This window comes from Sphingopyxis sp. YR583 (assembly GCF_900108295.1).
Classification (GTDB): Bacteria; Pseudomonadota; Alphaproteobacteria; order Sphingomonadales; family Sphingomonadaceae; genus Sphingopyxis.
Genome location: NZ_FNWK01000003.1, coordinates 17072 through 31884, shown reverse-complemented (window position 1 = coordinate 31884; position 14813 = coordinate 17072). Strand labels below are relative to the sequence as shown.

Below are 14813 nucleotides of genomic sequence, written 5' to 3'. Positions count from 1 at the left end.
TTCCCCTTTTGTTCTCCTTAAGAGAAGAACGGCCCTTCGACAAGCTCAGGGCGAACGGCGTGAAGATTAAACCTTGGGGCGATGGTTCGCATGGCAGATTGCAACTGCCAGCGCATCGGCTGCATCGGCGCCCGCGACCTTCGCGCCGGGGAGCAGGACGCGCAGCATCGCCTGCACCTGTTCTTTCGCCGCACCGCCGGTGCCGACGACCGCTTTCTTGACCAGCCGCGGCGCATATTCGCCGACGATCAAACCGGCGCGTGCGCAGCCGAGCAGTACGACACCGCGGGCGTGCGCCAGCTTGAGCGTCGATTGCGGATTGTCGTTGACGAACACTTCCTCGACCGCGGCGCAGGTGGGCGCATGATCTGCGATCACCGCCGCAAGCACGGTGTCGAGATGCGCCAGCCGGTCGGGCAGGGGGGCCTTGGCGTCGGTCTTCACCTGCCCGTTAGCGATGTGGCTGATCCGGCTGCCCTCGACGCGGATGACGCCCCATCCGGTACAACTGAGCGAGGGATCGAGGCCTAGGATGATCAGCCGAGCTTCTCCATCACCGCGTCGGGGATTTCGTAATTGCCCCACACGGTCTGGACGTCGTCGTCGTCGTCGAGCGTATCGATCAGCTTGAACAGCGTTTGCGCGATCGCTTCGTCGGCGATTTCGCTTTTCAGCGTGGGCCGCCATGCGAGCTTGACGCCTTCGGCTTCGCCGAGCTTGGCTTCGAGCGCCTTCGCGACTTCGTGCAAGCTGTCGACGCTGGTCCAGATGTCGTGGCCGTCCTCGGACGATTCGACATCGTCAGCACCTGCATCGAGCGCAGCTTCGAACACGGTGTCGGAATCGCCGGCGCCCGCGCCATAGCTGATCATGCCGAGGCGATCGAAACCGTGAGAGACGCTGCCCGACGTGCCGAGATTGCCACCGTTCTTGGAGAAGGCGGTGCGGACATTGGTCGCGGTGCGGTTGCGATTGTCGGTCAGTGCCTCGACGATCAGCGACACGCCGCCGGGGCCATAGCCCTCGTAGCGGATTTCTTCGTAATTATCGCCGTCATTGCCCGCAGCCTTGTCGATCGCGCGCTGGATATTGTCCTTCGGCATCGACTGCGCCTTGGCGGCGTTGACCGCGGCGCGAAGGCGCGCGTTGGCGTCGGGATCGGGCAGGCCCATCTTCGCTGCGACGGTGATTTCGCGGCTCAGCTTCGAAAAGAGGCTGCTGCGCTTTTTGTCCTGTGCACCCTTGCGGTGCATGATGTTCTTGAATTTACTATGGCCGGCCACGGCCTACCTCCATCGAAACGGGAAAATCTGGCGCCGCCCTAGCGCGGCAAGCCATTTCAGACAACCACGGCGGTTCCGCTCGCCGAAACCATGAGCATCGATCCGTTCTGTCCGAGCACTTCATAGTCGAGGTCGACGCCGATCACCGCATTGCCGCCGAGGCGCGTGGCCTCCGCCTCCATCTCGGCGATCGCTTCCTTGCGCGCGCGGGCAAGGACGTCCTCATATTTGCCCGAGCGGCCGCCGACGATGTCGGTGATGCTGGCGAACAGGTCGCGGAACAGGTTGGCGCCGACGATCACCTCGCCGGTGACGATGCCCAGATATTCGCGGACCGGACGGCCTTCGACAGCGTTGGTTGTGGTGCTGAACATCGTCACTCTCCTCAGTGGCTTTTAGTCGATTCCGAGCGCCGATTTATAGACGTCGAGAATCGCTTCCATTTCCTTGCGATCGTGGACCGGCAGTTTGCGCAGGCGCACGATCTGGCGCATGATTTTCGGGTCGTAACCCTGCGACTTCGATTCATTATAGGTGTCGCGGATGTCGTCGGCGATGCCCTTTTTCTCTTCTTCCAGACGCTCGATGCGCTCGATGAAAAGGCGCAGTTGTTCGTCGGATACGGTGGCTTCGCTCATTTTAGGCTCCGGTAAATGGGAATGGTCCAGCGCAAGAATCGCGCTTGGCGCGTCCCTAATGGCCCCGGGGATTTTTGGCCATGCTTTCTTCCATCCGCGCGAGCTGTTCGGGCGTCGCGGCGGTATGGTGAAGCGCTTTCCATTCCGCGGTCGGCATGCCGTGAACGATCGCGCGGCCCGCCTCCTTGTCCATGTCGCCCGCCTCTGCAATCCAGTCGCCGAGGCAGTTGCGGCAGAAGCCCGCAAGCCCCATCAGGTCGATGTTCGCGGCATCGCTGCGATGCTGAAGCAGGCGGGCGAGGCGGCGGAACGCCGCGGCGGCCACCGCATCGTCGATGTTGTCGAGAGCGTCGTTGCCCACCGTCTGATCGTCGCTGCAGGACATGGTTCCTCCGTTGGATGATTGAATAGCTATACGGCGGTTGCCTTCCTATCATCAAGGCGGCATTCCTCTCGCGTCCCCCAGTCACCGGAGCATTTGTGGTTCAGAGCTTTACCCCCCGCCAGCGCAAGGTCCGTATCCTCGCGACCCTTGGCCCCGCCAGCGCCAATGCGGAGATGATCGCCGAACTGCACCGCGCCGGTGCCGACGCCTTTCGCGTCAATATGAGCCATGGCGATCACGCCGGCCACGCAAAGGTGATCGCGGCAATCCGCGCGCTCGAAAAGGATACCGGTCGTCCGACGACGATCCTCGTCGACCTGCAGGGGCCGAAGCTGCGCGTCGGGACGTTCAAGGATGGTCCGGTCGAGTTGGTGAAGGGCCAGCCGTTCATTCTCGACGCCTACAAGACGCCGGGGGACGCGACCCGCGTCCACCTGCCGCATCCCGAGCTGTTCGCGGCGGCCGAGCCCGATACGCGCCTGCTCGTCGATGACGGCAAGCTGGTGCTCCGCGTCAAGAGCGTGTCGCCGGACCGGCTCGAGACGGTGGTCGAGGTCGGCGGCAAGATTTCGGATCGCAAGGGCGTCAACGTCCCCGACGTCGTCGTCCCGCTCGCGGCGCTGACCGAAAAGGACCGCAAGGATCTGGCTTTCGCGCTGGAGCAGCATGTCGACTGGATCGCGCTGTCGTTCGTGCAGCGGCCCGAGGACGTCGCCGAGGCACGGCGGCTGATCGGCGGCAAAGCGGCCTTGCTCGTGAAATTCGAAAAGCCTTCGGGCGTGCAGCGGATCGAGGAAATCCTGGAGCTTGCCGATGCGGCGATGGTCGCGCGCGGTGACCTCGGCGTCGAATTGCCGCCGGAGGCGGTGCCGCCGCTGCAGAAGAAGATCGTCGCGACGGCGCGGCGGATGGGCAAGCCGGTGGTGGTCGCGACGCAGATGCTCGAATCGATGATCGTGTCGCCGTCGCCGACGCGCGCGGAAGTTAGCGATGTTGCCACGGCGGTGTACGACGGGGCGGATGCGATCATGCTGTCGGCGGAGACTGCGGCGGGTGCGTGGCCGGTGGAAGCTGTCACCATGATGGATTCGATCGCGCGTTCGGTCGAAAGCGACCCCGATTATTTCCGCCGGCTGCATTTTACGGAGACCGCGCCTGACGCGACGACCGCCGACGCACTTGCCGAGGCGGCGGGCACGATCATCCAGACGATCGCCGCCGATGCGATCATCTGTTTCACCGCATCGGGTTCGACCGCGCGCCGCGTCGCGCGCGAACGGCCGGGCGCGCCGCTGTTGGTGCTGACCCCGAAACGCGAGGCGGCGCGGCGGATGGGCCTGCTCTGGGGCGCACACGCGGTGCCCACCAAGGACATCGGCAGTTTCGAAGAGATGATCGCCAAGGGCAAGCGCATGGCGCTCCGCCACGGCATCTGCAAGGCGGGCGCCAAGCTGGTGATGATGGCGGGCGTGCCGTTCGGTACGCCGGGGTCGACGAACGTGCTGCATGTGGCGACGCTGACCGGCGACGAACTGCGCGGATACAGCTGACCCGATTCAAATCGGCACAAAAGTTACCGGCTGATTCACAAAATTTTCGGCGTGATTCAGAACGGGACGTTTAAAAATGGTAAATGGACTTTGCACCATTGACGGCGCGCGGCATAGTTGGTGCAAATAGCGCGTCGGACCCGCGTCGGGGGGCTCCGCATTCGCCAGTCCGGAGGTCTTTTCCGCGTGTCCGCACCGTTCCGTTTTCCGCGCTTTTTCGTCACGAGCCCGGCGCCTTGCCCCTATCTGGCGGGCAAGACCGAGCGTAAGGTTTTCACCGAGCTCAGCGGCAACAGCGCGAACGAGCTGAACGACGCGCTGGGCCGCATCGGGTTCCGGCGCAGCCAGTCGGTCGCCTATCGTCCGAGTTGCGCCGATTGTTCGGCCTGCGTTTCGGTGCGCGTCTGCGCGGCGGAATTCGCGCCGAGCAGCTCGCAGAAGCGCAACCTGCGTCGTAATGGCGATCTGGTCGCAACCGCGTGCAAGCCCTGGGCGACCGAGGAGCAATATGCGCTGCTCCGCTCCTATCTCGGCTCGCGGCATCCCGATGGCGGCATGGCCGACATGGACGAGCAGGATTTCGCCGACATGGTCGAGCAGACCCCGGTCGACAGCTATATGATCGAATATCGCGAACCGACGCTCGACGGCGGCAAGGGGCGCCTCGTCGGCTGCTGCCTCACCGACCGGCAGGGTGACGGCCTTTCGATGATCTACAGCTTCTTCGACGCCGCGCATCCGATGCGCGAAGGGCTTGGCACCTATATCATCGCCGATCACATCCAGCGCGCGGCGCGCGCGGACCTGCCCTATGTCTATCTTGGCTACTGGATCGAAGGATCGGCCCGCATGGCGTATAAGGCGCGCTTCCGCCCGCTCGAAAAGCTCGGCCCCGACGGATGGTCGCGCTTCGAGCCGAGCCAGTCGGAACGCATCGCGGCGATGTTCGAACTCGCCTGATCCATCGCGTCCGCGCCGGCCTGTTGACGCGGCTGTTCCGACAGGCCATTGAATGCCAAGGGAATTTCGAGGCGGGGAACAGAGGAGATGACTTTGTTCCGATATCATGCCGCCGCAAAATTCCTGTTCCCGGCTCTTGCCACCAGCTTTATTCTTGCCGCCGTGCCGTCCGCCGCGCAGCCGCGACAGGGCACCGGAACGCGTGCGGGTGCGTCGATCAACGGCGTCGATCAGGCGAACGAGGTCGACTGTCAGGGGCGTCCTGCCGAAGTGTCGGGTTCGGGCAATCGCATCAACTTCACCGGCGATTGTCCCAGCCTGACGGTCAATGGCGTCGATAACGAGATCAGCATCTTGCTGCCGCCCGGCGCGGACCTGCGCGTTTCGGGCGTCGATAATATCGTGACCTGGCAGGTCCGCGGTAAAGGCAAGCCGCGTGTCTCGGTGCAGGGTGTCGACAATCAGGTGCGTCCCTTACGCTGACATAAAGATGCGCTGACAAAAGAGGTCCGGGCTCGCACAAATCCGCCTAGTTGCGAACGTCTCGCAACGGCGGATTTCTCGCCTGCACCGGTTGACCTTGGCTCGCTTTCAAGGGCATAGCTTTGCGTCCAGGACATAAGTCCGGGTCGCATCCGTTATGAAATCGCCGGGGGGCTGGCGATAGGGGGAAGGGTGCCCGTGCGCGAGTTCGTCAGCATCATGGCCAGCGACTGCAAGTGCGGCTTTCGCCGCGCGGTGGCGTGCGCATGAGCGATCCGGTCAAGGTCGCGATTATCGGTTCGGGGCCGGCCGGGCTCAGCGCCGCGTCACGCGCCGGGCAGCTCGGGCTCAGCCATGTCCTGCTCGAAAAGACTGACCATCTGTCGGACACGATCTTCAAATATCAGAAGGGCAAGCGCGTCCTTGCGACGCCCGAGCGGCTCGACCTGCGTTCCGATTGCCGTTTCGCCGAGGGTGCGCGCGAATATATCCTCGGCAATTGGGACGAGGATGCCGCGAACAACAAGGTGAATGTCGTCAAACACGCCGACGTCACCGAGGTCACCGGCCAGAAGGGCGCCTTCGCGATCAAGACCGCCAAGGGCGATGTCTTTCATGCCGAGAATATCGTGCTGGCGATCGGGACGCAGGGCAATCCGAACCGGATGCGCTGCGAAGGCGCCGACCTGCCGCACATCATCTATCAGGTCGACGATCCCGAGGATTTCAAGGACAAGCATATCACCGTCGTCGGGTCGGGCGACGCGGGGATCGAAAATGCGCTCGGCGTTGCCGAGGAAGCGCTCGAGAATACCGTCACCATCCTCAACCGTTCGAAGGATTTCGCGCGCGCCAAGGCCAAAAATGTCTCCGACATGATGGAGGCGGGCGAGAACGGCCTGATGAGTATCCGCACCGAGACGCAGCCGAAGACGGTCGAGCCCGGCTGGCTGACGCTCGAAACCCCCGACGGCGATGTGAAGATCGCGTGCGATGTGATCGTCGCGCGTCTGGGATCGGTTGCGCCGCGCGGGTTCGTCGAATCGATGGGGATCGAGTTCACGGGGCCGGATCGCGAGGCCTTTCCGAAGCTGTCGCCGACCTTTGAATCGACGGTGCCCGGCATCTTCGTGATCGGCGCGCTCGCCGGCTATCCGCTGATCAAGCATTGCATGAACCAGGGCTATGATGTCGTCGAGTTCATCAACGGCAATAGCGACCTGACGCCCGCCGACGAAAAGGACCTCGCGGCGATCTTTGCCGATCTGCCGGAGAAAAAGTCGGTCAGCGAGTGGCTCGAATATCTGCGCACGCGGGTCAGCATCTTCGCCGACGTATCGCCGCTGCAGATGCGGGAATTCATGCTCGATTCGAAGGTCGCCTTTTATCGCAAGGGCGACGTGGTGTTCGAGAAGGGCGACCCCGGATCGTCGCTGTTCGCAATCGCCGACGGCTTTGCCGAGGTCGAGGTCGGCCCCGACTTCACCGTACCGATCGAGCAGGGATCGATCTTTGGCGAGGTCGGCCTGATTTCGGGCCGCAAGCGCGGCGCGACGATCCGCGCGGGTGCCGACGGGATTTTCGTCGAGGTGTCGCGCACGGCGGCACTCAAGCTGATGGCCTCGGTGCCCGGCGCGAAACGCGCGATCAACCGTATCTCGCTCGAACGCCAGCTGCTCCAGATCTTCAAGGGCGGCTTGACGGTCGACGATCTCGGCCCCGTCGTCGACACCGCCGAGGTCGAACGCATTTCGGCAGGCAAGGTCGTGTTGACCGAGGGCGAGCAGGGCGACGATGTCTATGTCATCCGGTCGGGGTCGATGGTGGTCGAGAAGGATATCGGCGGCAAGCCGATCTTCCTCCGCTACCTGCCCGCGGGCAGCTTCTTCGGCGAAATGGGCGTCCTCAGCGGGCAACCCAGAAATGCCACGGTGAAGGCGGCGGTCGGCAGCGAGGTGATCAAGCTGACCGGCGAGAGTTTCCGCAAGATGCTGGCGGCGCGGCCGCAGGTGCGCGAGGCGACCGAGGCCGCTGTCGCCGAACGCGCGCAGATGAACAGCTTCATCGAATCGCGGAAAGCGACCTATTCGAGCGCGGTCGACCTCTATTCGGACACCGCGAGCTTCATCATGAAGGAAGGGCTGGGCGAGGCGACCGACGCGCTGCTCATCGACGAAAATCTGTGCGTCGGCTGCGACAATTGCGAGAAGGCGTGCGCCGACAGTCATGAGGGCCTGTCGCGGCTCGACCGCGAGGCGGGCAAGACCTTCGCGCATCTCCACGTTCCGACAAGCTGCCGCCACTGCGAACATCCGCACTGCATGGCCGACTGCCCGCCGAACGTGATCCATCGCGGTCCCGACGGCGAGGTGTTCATGGAGCCGGGCTGCATCGGCTGCGGCAATTGCATGCGCAACTGCCCCTATGGGGTGATCCGCATGGAGGCGGCACCGCCCGAGAAGCCGAGCCTGCTGCGCTGGCTGCTCACCGGCTTCGGGCCGGGGCCGGGCGAGCCGTCGCCCAAATGGACCAAGAAACAATTGGGCGAGGAGAAGCCCAAGAAGATCGCGGTCAAATGCGACATGTGCAAAGGCATTTCCGGCGGTCCCGCCTGCGTTCGCGCTTGCCCAACCGGCGCCGCGATCCGCGTCTCGCCGGAGGAGTTCCTGTCGATCGCGCGGCTCGACGAGGATACCGACTGATGGCGAGCCTGTTCAAGCGCGGTCGCGTCAAGGCGACCCAGACCGAGCGCGTCCGCGAGCGTCGGCACGAGGGCTTCCTGCGCTATGCCGGTTTCCGCTGGGCGAAGATTTCCGGCGGGCTCTGCCTGCTGATCATCGTGAGTTATGCGCTGATCGACGTGACGCCGCGGCATAATGGCGGCAGCTGGTACGGTTATACACTCGGCACGATCGGTGCTGTGCTGATCCTGTGGCTGACCGCACTCGGCTATCGCAAGCGCAAGATGACGAGCGATCACTGGTCGTTGAAGGCATGGACCTCGGCGCATGTCTATCTGGGGCTCAGCCTGATCGTCGTCGGCACCTGGCATACGGGATTCCAGCTTGGCTGGAACGTGCATACGCTCGCCTGGGCGCTGATGATGCTCGTGATCCTGTCGGGGCTCTATGGCGTGATCGTCTATGCGACCTTGCCACAGGCGCTGTCGAACAATCGCGAGCAGATGACGCAGATGCAGATGCTCGAGGCGATCCGCGCCTTCGACCGCCAGCTTCATACCGCTGCGCAGCCGCTGACGCCCGATGATACCGCGCCGGTGCTCGCGGCGCTCGACGAGGATCCATTCGCGGGCGGGATCGTGGCGCGCGTGTCGGGCCGCTATCCGAATTGTGCGACCAGCGCCGCGCTTCGCACGCTCACCTTGTCGCGCAGCAGCGATACCGAGGCGCGCGAAAAGGTGGTGGGGCTGCTCAAGCAGAAGGAGGCGGCGCTTGCGAGGCTGCGCCAGCATCTCAAGATTCGCGCGCTGCTCGAAATCTGGCTCTATGTGCATGTGCCGCTGACCTTTGCGCTGATCGCGGCGCTGTCAGCGCATATCATCAGCGTCTTCTTCTACTGGTGAGGCGGGGACGATGAGCTTCATCCTGCGTCGGATCTCGACGACCAAAACCGGCAAGCAGATCATCCGCGATGCCGCGCTGCCGGGCGATATCATCACGCTTGGCCGCGATGCCGGTAATACGATCCATGTCGCCGATCTGGCGGTGAATCCGCATCATGCGACGATCAGCAGCAGCGACGGGCGCACGGTGCGCGTCGCTGCGCAGGAAGGGCTGGGGTTCGACCTCAATGGCCGCACCGAGACCGCGGCCGACATCGACAGCGCGGCGGGCGGCGAGCTGCGCTTTGGCGGCCACCGGCTGACGATTGCGCGCGAGGATGATAAGATCATCCTGCTCGTCGAGCGGATCGACGAACTGTCGCAATCGTCGAAGGATGTCGACGAGGCGAAGGCCTTTTCGCTGCAGGGCGTGATGCTCGGCAAGCGCATGGGCGCTTGGGTGTTCGGCGTACTGATGCTGCTCGCCTTCCTGATCGGGCCGATCTGGGCGTGGTACAGCTACAAGAATGTCAACGAGCGCCCCGACGGATATCATGCCGACAGCGCGTGGCTTTCGGGGCCCTTGTCGAGCGCGCATGCCAGCCTGAAGAACGACTGCCAGTCGTGCCATGTCGAACCGTTCGTCGCGGTGACCGACAAGGCGTGCGTCGGCTGTCACACCGGCGAGCACAAGGCGATGAGCATGGCGCACGCCAATGCTCCGACCGCGATGCTGCTCGCCGCACGGCACCCGCCGGGCGTCGGCGAGCGCATTCTCGACGGCTTTGCGAAGACCTTCAACAAGCCGCAGGGCCGCTGTGTCGAATGCCATACCGAGCATGAAGGTTCGGGCCCGATGCCGGCGACGCCGCAGAAATTCTGCGCCGATTGTCACGACGGCATGTCGGCGCGGCTGAAGACTGCCGGGCATCCTACGGCGCTTGCCGATGCCGCGGATTTCGGCACGAGGCATCCTGAGTTCCGCCCACTCGTGCGTCCGGCACCGGGCGGCAAGCTGGTGCGCACGACGCTGGCGAAGGGGGTGGTCGATTACAACGGCCTCAAATTCCCGCACGACATGCATCTGCAGGCGACCGGCGGGGTTGCGCGCATGGCGGCGAGTTTCCGCGGACGCTATGATTTCGGCAAGAAGCTTGAATGCGAAAATTGTCACCGGGTCGAGGCCGACGGGGTGCGCGTCAAGCCGGTCGAGATGGAGCGCGACTGCGCGATGTGCCACAGCCTTGCGTTCGAGACGGTGGGCGGGGTGACGCGGACCTTGCGTCATGGCGAGCCCGATCAGGTGGTTGCGGACCTCACGGCCTATTATCGCTCGGCGCCGCCCGCGCGGCCGCTCCAACTGGGCGGAATGCAGCGGCGGCGGCCCGGTGCCTATGCCGAAGGGCAGGTCTATAATATCTATTTCAACGAAGTCGCGACGCGGCCGTCGCGGGCGCAGGATGCGGTGCGCGCGGTCTTTTCAAAGGGCGGCGCCTGTTACGACTGCCACACGATCTTTGCGCTGCAGGCCGGAAATAGCTGGCGCGTCGCGGCGGTGAGCCAGACGCCGCGCTACCTGCAAAAGGGCTGGTTCGACCATGATGCGCACAAGGAAACCGCCTGCGCCGATTGCCATACCGCCGCGCCGGCGTCGAAAGCCTCGACCGACTTGCTCGTGCCGGGGCTGCGCCAATGCCGCGACTGCCATGTCGGCGAGGGCGGTGCGCGCGTGGTGAAGGTTGAAACCGCGACCGAATCACCCTGCGCAATGTGTCACGAATATCATTCGGATGACGGCAAACCGTGGATGCCGCCGCGCCAGCGCAAGAAAAATACCGCGGCAATCACAAATAAACCCTTGGGTGATACCTATAGTGTGAGCATGATCACAGGAACCGGGGGGCGGGGCCTTTACGAAGTGACGTGGCGCACACCTTCCTTGCCCGCGGCAAGGCGGGGCGGATAGGATTTGGGTCGCCGGGGCGAACCAGTAGGGCCTGAACCTGTCCATTACGCGCTCGAGGTTTGAAGCGATTTTGTTCAGGGCTAGGAAGCGGGGCAAAGGCATATGAACATATTCCAAGACACGCTGACGCCGCCATGGACAAAATCGGTCAAATCCCGAAGGGACGTCGAAATGGCTTCGATCTTGGGCTTGTCCATCCTTGCGGGTAGCGATGCTACCCGCGACGGCTACCCAAACCCAACATCTTCGCCATTTCAACGCCTCGAACGCGTAATGGACAGGTTCAGGCCCTGCAGCAGGGGACGGATATGCTGATCGCGCAGATCACAGATATCCATATCGGGTTCGATCCGGACAATCCGGCCGAATATAACCGCAAGCGTCTCGACGAGGTGCTCGACGTGCTGATCGAGGGGCCGAACCGCCCCGACCTGTTGCTCGCCACCGGCGACATCACCGACCGCGGCGATGACGACAGCTATCGCCGACTTGCCACTGCCTTTTCGCGCTGTCCGTTTCCGGTTTGGCCGAGCGTCGGCAACCATGACCTGCGCGACAATTTTCATGCCCGTTTTCCGGGCTTCGACGACGGCAACGGGTTCGTCCAGTACACGATTGAGCTGCCCGAGCTGCGGCTGGTGACGGTCGACACGCTGGAGGAGGGACGCCATGGCGGTGCCTTTTGCGCGCAGCGTGCGGCGTGGCTCGAGGCCGAACTGGCGAAGGACCGGACCAAGCCGACCTATATCGTCATGCATCATCCCCCCGTCGAAAGCGGGATCGAATGGATGAACACCGACCCTGACGAGCCGTGGGTTGCTGTCTTCACCGATGTCGTGCGCCGGCATCCGCAAGTGCGCGGGCTGATCTGCGGGCACCTCCATCGCTCGGTGACGGTTGCGTGGGAGGGGCGCACGATCGCGATCTGCTCGTCGACGGCGCCGCAGGTCTCGCTCGACCTCCGGCCGATCGACGAGAACAAGCCCGACGACCGTCCGATGATCGTCGCCGAGGATCCCGCCTATGCGCTGCACCGTTGGAACGGGCGCGAGCTGGTCAGCTTCTACGACCATGCCGGGGCGCATACGATGCTCGCTAAATATGACGAGCGGCTGCAGCCCCTGGTGCGCGAGTTGAAGGCCGAGCGGCCGCGTCAGTAACCCAGCGACAGGTCGACACGCGGCTCGACGGCTTCACCTTTTTTCCAGCGGTCCAGATTTTCGAGGAAGCGCTGCGCCGAACGAACGAACATCTTGTCCTGCGCGCGGCCCGACAGGTGCATCGTGATGTGCGCGTTGTCGAGGCTCCATAGCGGATCGTCCGACGGCAGCGGTTCGGGGGTTGTGACGTCGAGAAAGGCCGATGCGATCTGCTTTTCGTTCAAGGCCGTGACCAGCGCATCCTGATCGACGACGCTGCCACGCGCGATATTGATCAGCGTCGCGGTCGGCTTCATCACGGCCAGTTCGGCCGCGCCGATCATGCCGTCGGTTTCGGGGGTCGCCGGGACGGCGAGGATAACCCAGTCGAACTCGCTTAAGCTGGCGCGCCACTGGTCGGGGGTTAGGGTGTTCTCACCCGGCGAGCGGCGGACGACGGTGACGTCGACCGCAAAGGCCTTCAGCCGCTCCTCGATCAGCTTGCCGATCGCGCCATAGCCCAGCAGCAACGCCTTTGACCCGAACAATTCGACCTTGCCCGGCGAGTCCATCAGCCATTCGCGCTTTTCCTGCGCGCGCACGACGTCGCGGTATCCCTTGGCGACGGTGAGCATGCCCATCACGACATATTCGGCGATGGTGATCGCGTTGATGCCCGCGCCGTTGGTGACGATCGTGCCGCGCTGGTGGAGCAGGTCGAGCGGCATGCCGTCGACCCCGGCATAGATCGAGTTCAGCCATTTGAGGTTGGTCGCGGTGGTGATGATCGCGGCCATATCCTTCTTGTCGTACATGTCGAACCAGCCGATCTCGGCGTGCGGCGCGAGTTCGAGCGCCTCTTCCTTCGATGCGAAGAAGCGCGGTTCGATCCAGTCGGGCAGGCCGTTTTCGAGGAGCGGACGGATGAGGCCCGAGAGGACGGTGACAGTTTTGGTCATGTTTTTCCTACTGCTGAAATGCGTGCCAGCCGGCCCAGGCGAGGGGAAGGAGCCCGATCAGATCGACGAGCGCGATGGTCGCGAGCGGCACGGGACGGCCGTATGTTTGATAGAGAAAAAGGAAGCTGAGCATCGAGATCGCGGCGAGCAAGGCTGCGAGTTTGCGCCCGCCGGGATCGAACGCCGCCCAGACGCAGGCGACGAGCACAGCGAAAAACAGCGCGGCGCGATGATGCATCAACAGGAAGAGCGGGCTGTCGGGCTGAATGCCATAGAGCCGCGTGATCAGCGCCGGCCGGAACAGGGCCAGCGCCGGGATCAGATGGACAAGCCCGACAAGGAGCCAGCAGATCAGTTGCGACATGCAACGAAGCTAGCAGCGCGCAAGGCCGGGGCAAGCCTCTAATTGGAGAGGCGCCAGTCCCAGCCGAGCGGGTCGCCGTCCATCACCTCCACACCCGCGGCGATGAGTTCGTCGCGCAGCGCGTCGGAGGCGGCGAAGTCCTTCGCGGCGCGGGCTTCCTTGCGGCGGACGAGCGTGGCTTCGATCTCGTCTTCGGTGATGACGACCGATTTCGGGCGCACGCGCAGGTCGGTGCGATCGATCGAGAGCAGGCTGAGGCCGAGCACCGCGTCCATCGCGGCCAGCGCCGCCCGCTTCTGTCCGGCATCGACTTTTTTCATGGCGGCGGCCTCTTCGAGCAGAGTCAGCGCAACCGCAGTGCCCAGATCGTCCGACATGGCGGCGTCGAATTTTTCGAGCAGGTCGACGAGGCGGCGGTCGGTCACTTCTGCGTTCGCGACCTCGCGAACCGGGACAGCCGCCATGACCAGTCGCTTGAGCCGCGTCAGTGACGCGCCAAGGCCCTCCCACGAAAATTCCAGCTCGCTTCGATAATGCGCCTGAAGGCACATCAGTCGATAGGCGAGGGGGGAATAGCCGCGATCGACCAGCAACTGAAGCCGCAGGAACTCGCCGCTCGATTTCGACATCTTGCCACCGCGGTCGATAAGGAAATTATTGTGCATCCACAGCCGTGCCCCCGAATGTTCGGTGCAGTCGAGGCTGCCGCAGTCGCGATACGCCTGATTCTGGGCGATTTCGTTCGGATGGTGGATTTCGCGGTGATCGATGCCTCCCGTATGAATGTCGAACGGCATTCCGAGTTCAGCCTCGCCCATGACCGAGCATTCGAGATGCCAGCCCGGCGCGCCGCGACCCCATGGCGAATCCCATTCCATCTGACGCGTCTCGCCCGCCGGGGTCTTGCGCCAGATCGCGAAATCGGCGGCGTGGCGCTTGCCATCCACTTCTTCGATCCGGCCTTCGCCCTCGTCGGTGACGGCACGCGCGAGGCGGCCGTAATCGGCGACAGTCGAGACGTCGAAATACAGGCCGCTTTCGAGTTCGTAGCAATGCGCATCCGCGATACGCTTCGCAAATTCGATCATGCGGGGGACATAGTCGGTCGCGACGGTCCATTTCGCGGGACTACGGACATTGAGCCAATCAAGATCGCGCTTGAACTCGGCCGTGTAGAAGGCGGCGATGTCCCACGCCGTCTTGCCTTGCTGCACCGCCGCCTTCTCCATCTTGTCGTCGCCGGCATCGGCGTCGGAGGTCAGATGGCCGACGTCGGTGATGTTAATGATGTGGCGCAGCGAATAGCCCTTAAAGGACAGGGTGCGGCCGAGCGTGTCGGCGAAGACATAGGCACGCATATTGCCGATATGCTGATAATTATAGACCGTCGGCCCGCACGAATAGACGCGGGCCTCCCCGGGGTGGACGGGCTCGAAGGTTTCGAGGCTGCGCGTCAGGCTGTTGAACAGCTTGAGCGGAGAGGCAGGAGCGTCGGTCATCACCGCGCCCATGCCTTGCTCCGCC

At 63.7% G+C, this 14813-nt stretch carries 15 protein-coding genes; 7 read left to right on the top strand and 8 right to left on the bottom strand.

Features of this window, described 5'->3' with window-relative positions:
• Window positions 1-66: 66 nt before the first annotated feature.
• From ruvC to BLW56_RS15740, 5 genes are read right to left on the bottom strand one after another with little or no spacing between them, the layout of a single operon-like run.
• Window positions 67-540 (bottom strand): crossover junction endodeoxyribonuclease RuvC, encoded by a 474-nt coding sequence (ruvC, locus tag BLW56_RS15760; protein ID WP_093512040.1) that lies wholly within the window; start codon window positions 538-540, stop codon window positions 67-69.
• Entirely contained in the window at window positions 537-1283 is a 747-nt protein-coding gene (locus tag BLW56_RS15755; protein WP_093511669.1) for a YebC/PmpR family DNA-binding transcriptional regulator, read from the bottom strand. Before BLW56_RS15755 ends, ruvC begins: the two co-directional genes overlap by 4 nt.
• 56 nt (window positions 1284-1339) lie before the next feature.
• Window positions 1340-1657, bottom strand: a complete 318-nt coding sequence (locus BLW56_RS15750) for a heavy metal-binding domain-containing protein (protein ID WP_093511668.1) — start codon at window positions 1655-1657, stop codon at window positions 1340-1342.
• 21 nt (window positions 1658-1678) lie between these two features.
• Window positions 1679-1921, bottom strand: coding sequence for a DUF2312 domain-containing protein (locus BLW56_RS15745; RefSeq protein ID WP_037514655.1), 243 nt, complete (start codon window positions 1919-1921; stop codon window positions 1679-1681).
• Window positions 1922-1976: 55 nt separating this feature from the next.
• A complete protein-coding gene (locus BLW56_RS15740) occupies window positions 1977-2306 on the bottom strand; it encodes a DUF1244 domain-containing protein (RefSeq protein ID WP_093511667.1) in 330 nt (109 codons plus the stop codon).
• Window positions 2307-2401: 95 nt separating this feature from the next.
• Between BLW56_RS15740 and pyk the strand changes: the two genes are divergently transcribed.
• From pyk to BLW56_RS15705, 7 genes are all read left to right on the top strand, one after another.
• A complete protein-coding gene (pyk, locus tag BLW56_RS15735) occupies window positions 2402-3856 on the top strand; it encodes a pyruvate kinase (RefSeq protein WP_093511666.1) in 1455 nt (484 codons plus the stop codon).
• A 186-nt stretch (window positions 3857-4042) separates the two neighbouring features.
• Window positions 4043-4816: an arginyltransferase gene (locus BLW56_RS15730; RefSeq protein ID WP_093511665.1), complete on the top strand. Its 774-nt coding sequence runs from the start codon at window positions 4043-4045 to the stop codon at window positions 4814-4816.
• A gap of 87 nt (window positions 4817-4903) precedes the next feature.
• A complete protein-coding gene (locus BLW56_RS15725) occupies window positions 4904-5299 on the top strand; it encodes a DUF3060 domain-containing protein (protein WP_093511664.1) in 396 nt (131 codons plus the stop codon).
• 266 nt (window positions 5300-5565) lie between these two features.
• The gene (locus BLW56_RS15720; RefSeq protein ID WP_093511663.1) at window positions 5566-8001 is read left to right on the top strand and encodes an NAD(P)-binding domain-containing protein; all 2436 of its coding nucleotides are present in this window, start codon (window positions 5566-5568) and stop codon (window positions 7999-8001) included.
• Entirely contained in the window at window positions 8001-8882 is an 882-nt protein-coding gene (locus BLW56_RS15715; RefSeq protein ID WP_256203503.1) for a hypothetical protein, read from the top strand. The genes BLW56_RS15720 and BLW56_RS15715 overlap by 1 nt, the downstream gene beginning before the upstream one ends.
• Before the next feature lie 10 nt (window positions 8883-8892).
• Window positions 8893-10827, top strand: a complete 1935-nt coding sequence (locus tag BLW56_RS15710; RefSeq protein ID WP_093511662.1) for a cytochrome c3 family protein — start codon at window positions 8893-8895, stop codon at window positions 10825-10827.
• Window positions 10828-11135: 308 nt separating this feature from the next.
• Window positions 11136-11987, top strand: coding sequence for a metallophosphoesterase (locus tag BLW56_RS15705; protein WP_093511661.1), 852 nt, complete (start codon window positions 11136-11138; stop codon window positions 11985-11987).
• On the opposite strand, the gene BLW56_RS15700 is transcribed toward BLW56_RS15705, so the two are convergent.
• The 3 genes from BLW56_RS15700 to cysS are packed head-to-tail and all read right to left on the bottom strand — an operon-like array spanning window position 11981 to window position 14788.
• On the bottom strand, window positions 11981-12925 hold the full coding sequence (locus BLW56_RS15700) for a D-2-hydroxyacid dehydrogenase (protein WP_093511660.1): 945 nt from the start codon (window positions 12923-12925) through the stop codon (window positions 11981-11983). The genes BLW56_RS15705 and BLW56_RS15700 overlap by 7 nt on opposite strands.
• A gap of 7 nt (window positions 12926-12932) precedes the next feature.
• On the bottom strand, window positions 12933-13289 hold the full coding sequence (locus BLW56_RS15695) for a hypothetical protein (protein ID WP_093511659.1): 357 nt from the start codon (window positions 13287-13289) through the stop codon (window positions 12933-12935).
• 38 nt (window positions 13290-13327) lie between these two features.
• Window positions 13328-14788 (bottom strand): cysteine--tRNA ligase, encoded by a 1461-nt coding sequence (gene cysS / locus BLW56_RS15690; protein ID WP_093512036.1) that lies wholly within the window; start codon window positions 14786-14788, stop codon window positions 13328-13330.
• Window positions 14789-14813: the final 25 nt, after the last annotated feature.

What these genes read in the sequence shown, in the direction of transcription:
- BLW56_RS15750 (WP_093511668.1), bottom strand. Translation starts at nt 1,657, where the DNA reads ATGTTCAGCACCACAACCAACGCTGTCGAAGGCCGTCCGGTCCGCGAA.
- BLW56_RS15745 (WP_037514655.1), bottom strand. Translation starts at nt 1,921, where the DNA reads ATGAGCGAAGCCACCGTATCCGACGAACAACTGCGCCTTTTCATCGAG.
- BLW56_RS15740 (WP_093511667.1), bottom strand. Translation starts at nt 2,306, where the DNA reads ATGTCCTGCAGCGACGATCAGACGGTGGGCAACGACGCTCTCGACAAC.
- BLW56_RS15725 (WP_093511664.1), top strand. Translation starts at nt 4,904, where the DNA reads ATGACTTTGTTCCGATATCATGCCGCCGCAAAATTCCTGTTCCCGGCT.
- BLW56_RS15720 (WP_093511663.1), top strand. Translation starts at nt 5,566, where the DNA reads ATGAGCGATCCGGTCAAGGTCGCGATTATCGGTTCGGGGCCGGCCGGG.
- BLW56_RS15715 (WP_256203503.1), top strand. Translation starts at nt 8,001, where the DNA reads ATGGCGAGCCTGTTCAAGCGCGGTCGCGTCAAGGCGACCCAGACCGAG.
- BLW56_RS15710 (WP_093511662.1), top strand. Translation starts at nt 8,893, where the DNA reads ATGAGCTTCATCCTGCGTCGGATCTCGACGACCAAAACCGGCAAGCAG.
- BLW56_RS15705 (WP_093511661.1), top strand. Translation starts at nt 11,136, where the DNA reads ATGCTGATCGCGCAGATCACAGATATCCATATCGGGTTCGATCCGGAC.
- BLW56_RS15700 (WP_093511660.1), bottom strand. Translation starts at nt 12,925, where the DNA reads ATGACCAAAACTGTCACCGTCCTCTCGGGCCTCATCCGTCCGCTCCTC.
- BLW56_RS15695 (WP_093511659.1), bottom strand. Translation starts at nt 13,289, where the DNA reads ATGTCGCAACTGATCTGCTGGCTCCTTGTCGGGCTTGTCCATCTGATC.
- cysS (WP_093512036.1), bottom strand. Translation starts at nt 14,788, where the DNA reads ATGACCGACGCTCCTGCCTCTCCGCTCAAGCTGTTCAACAGCCTGACG.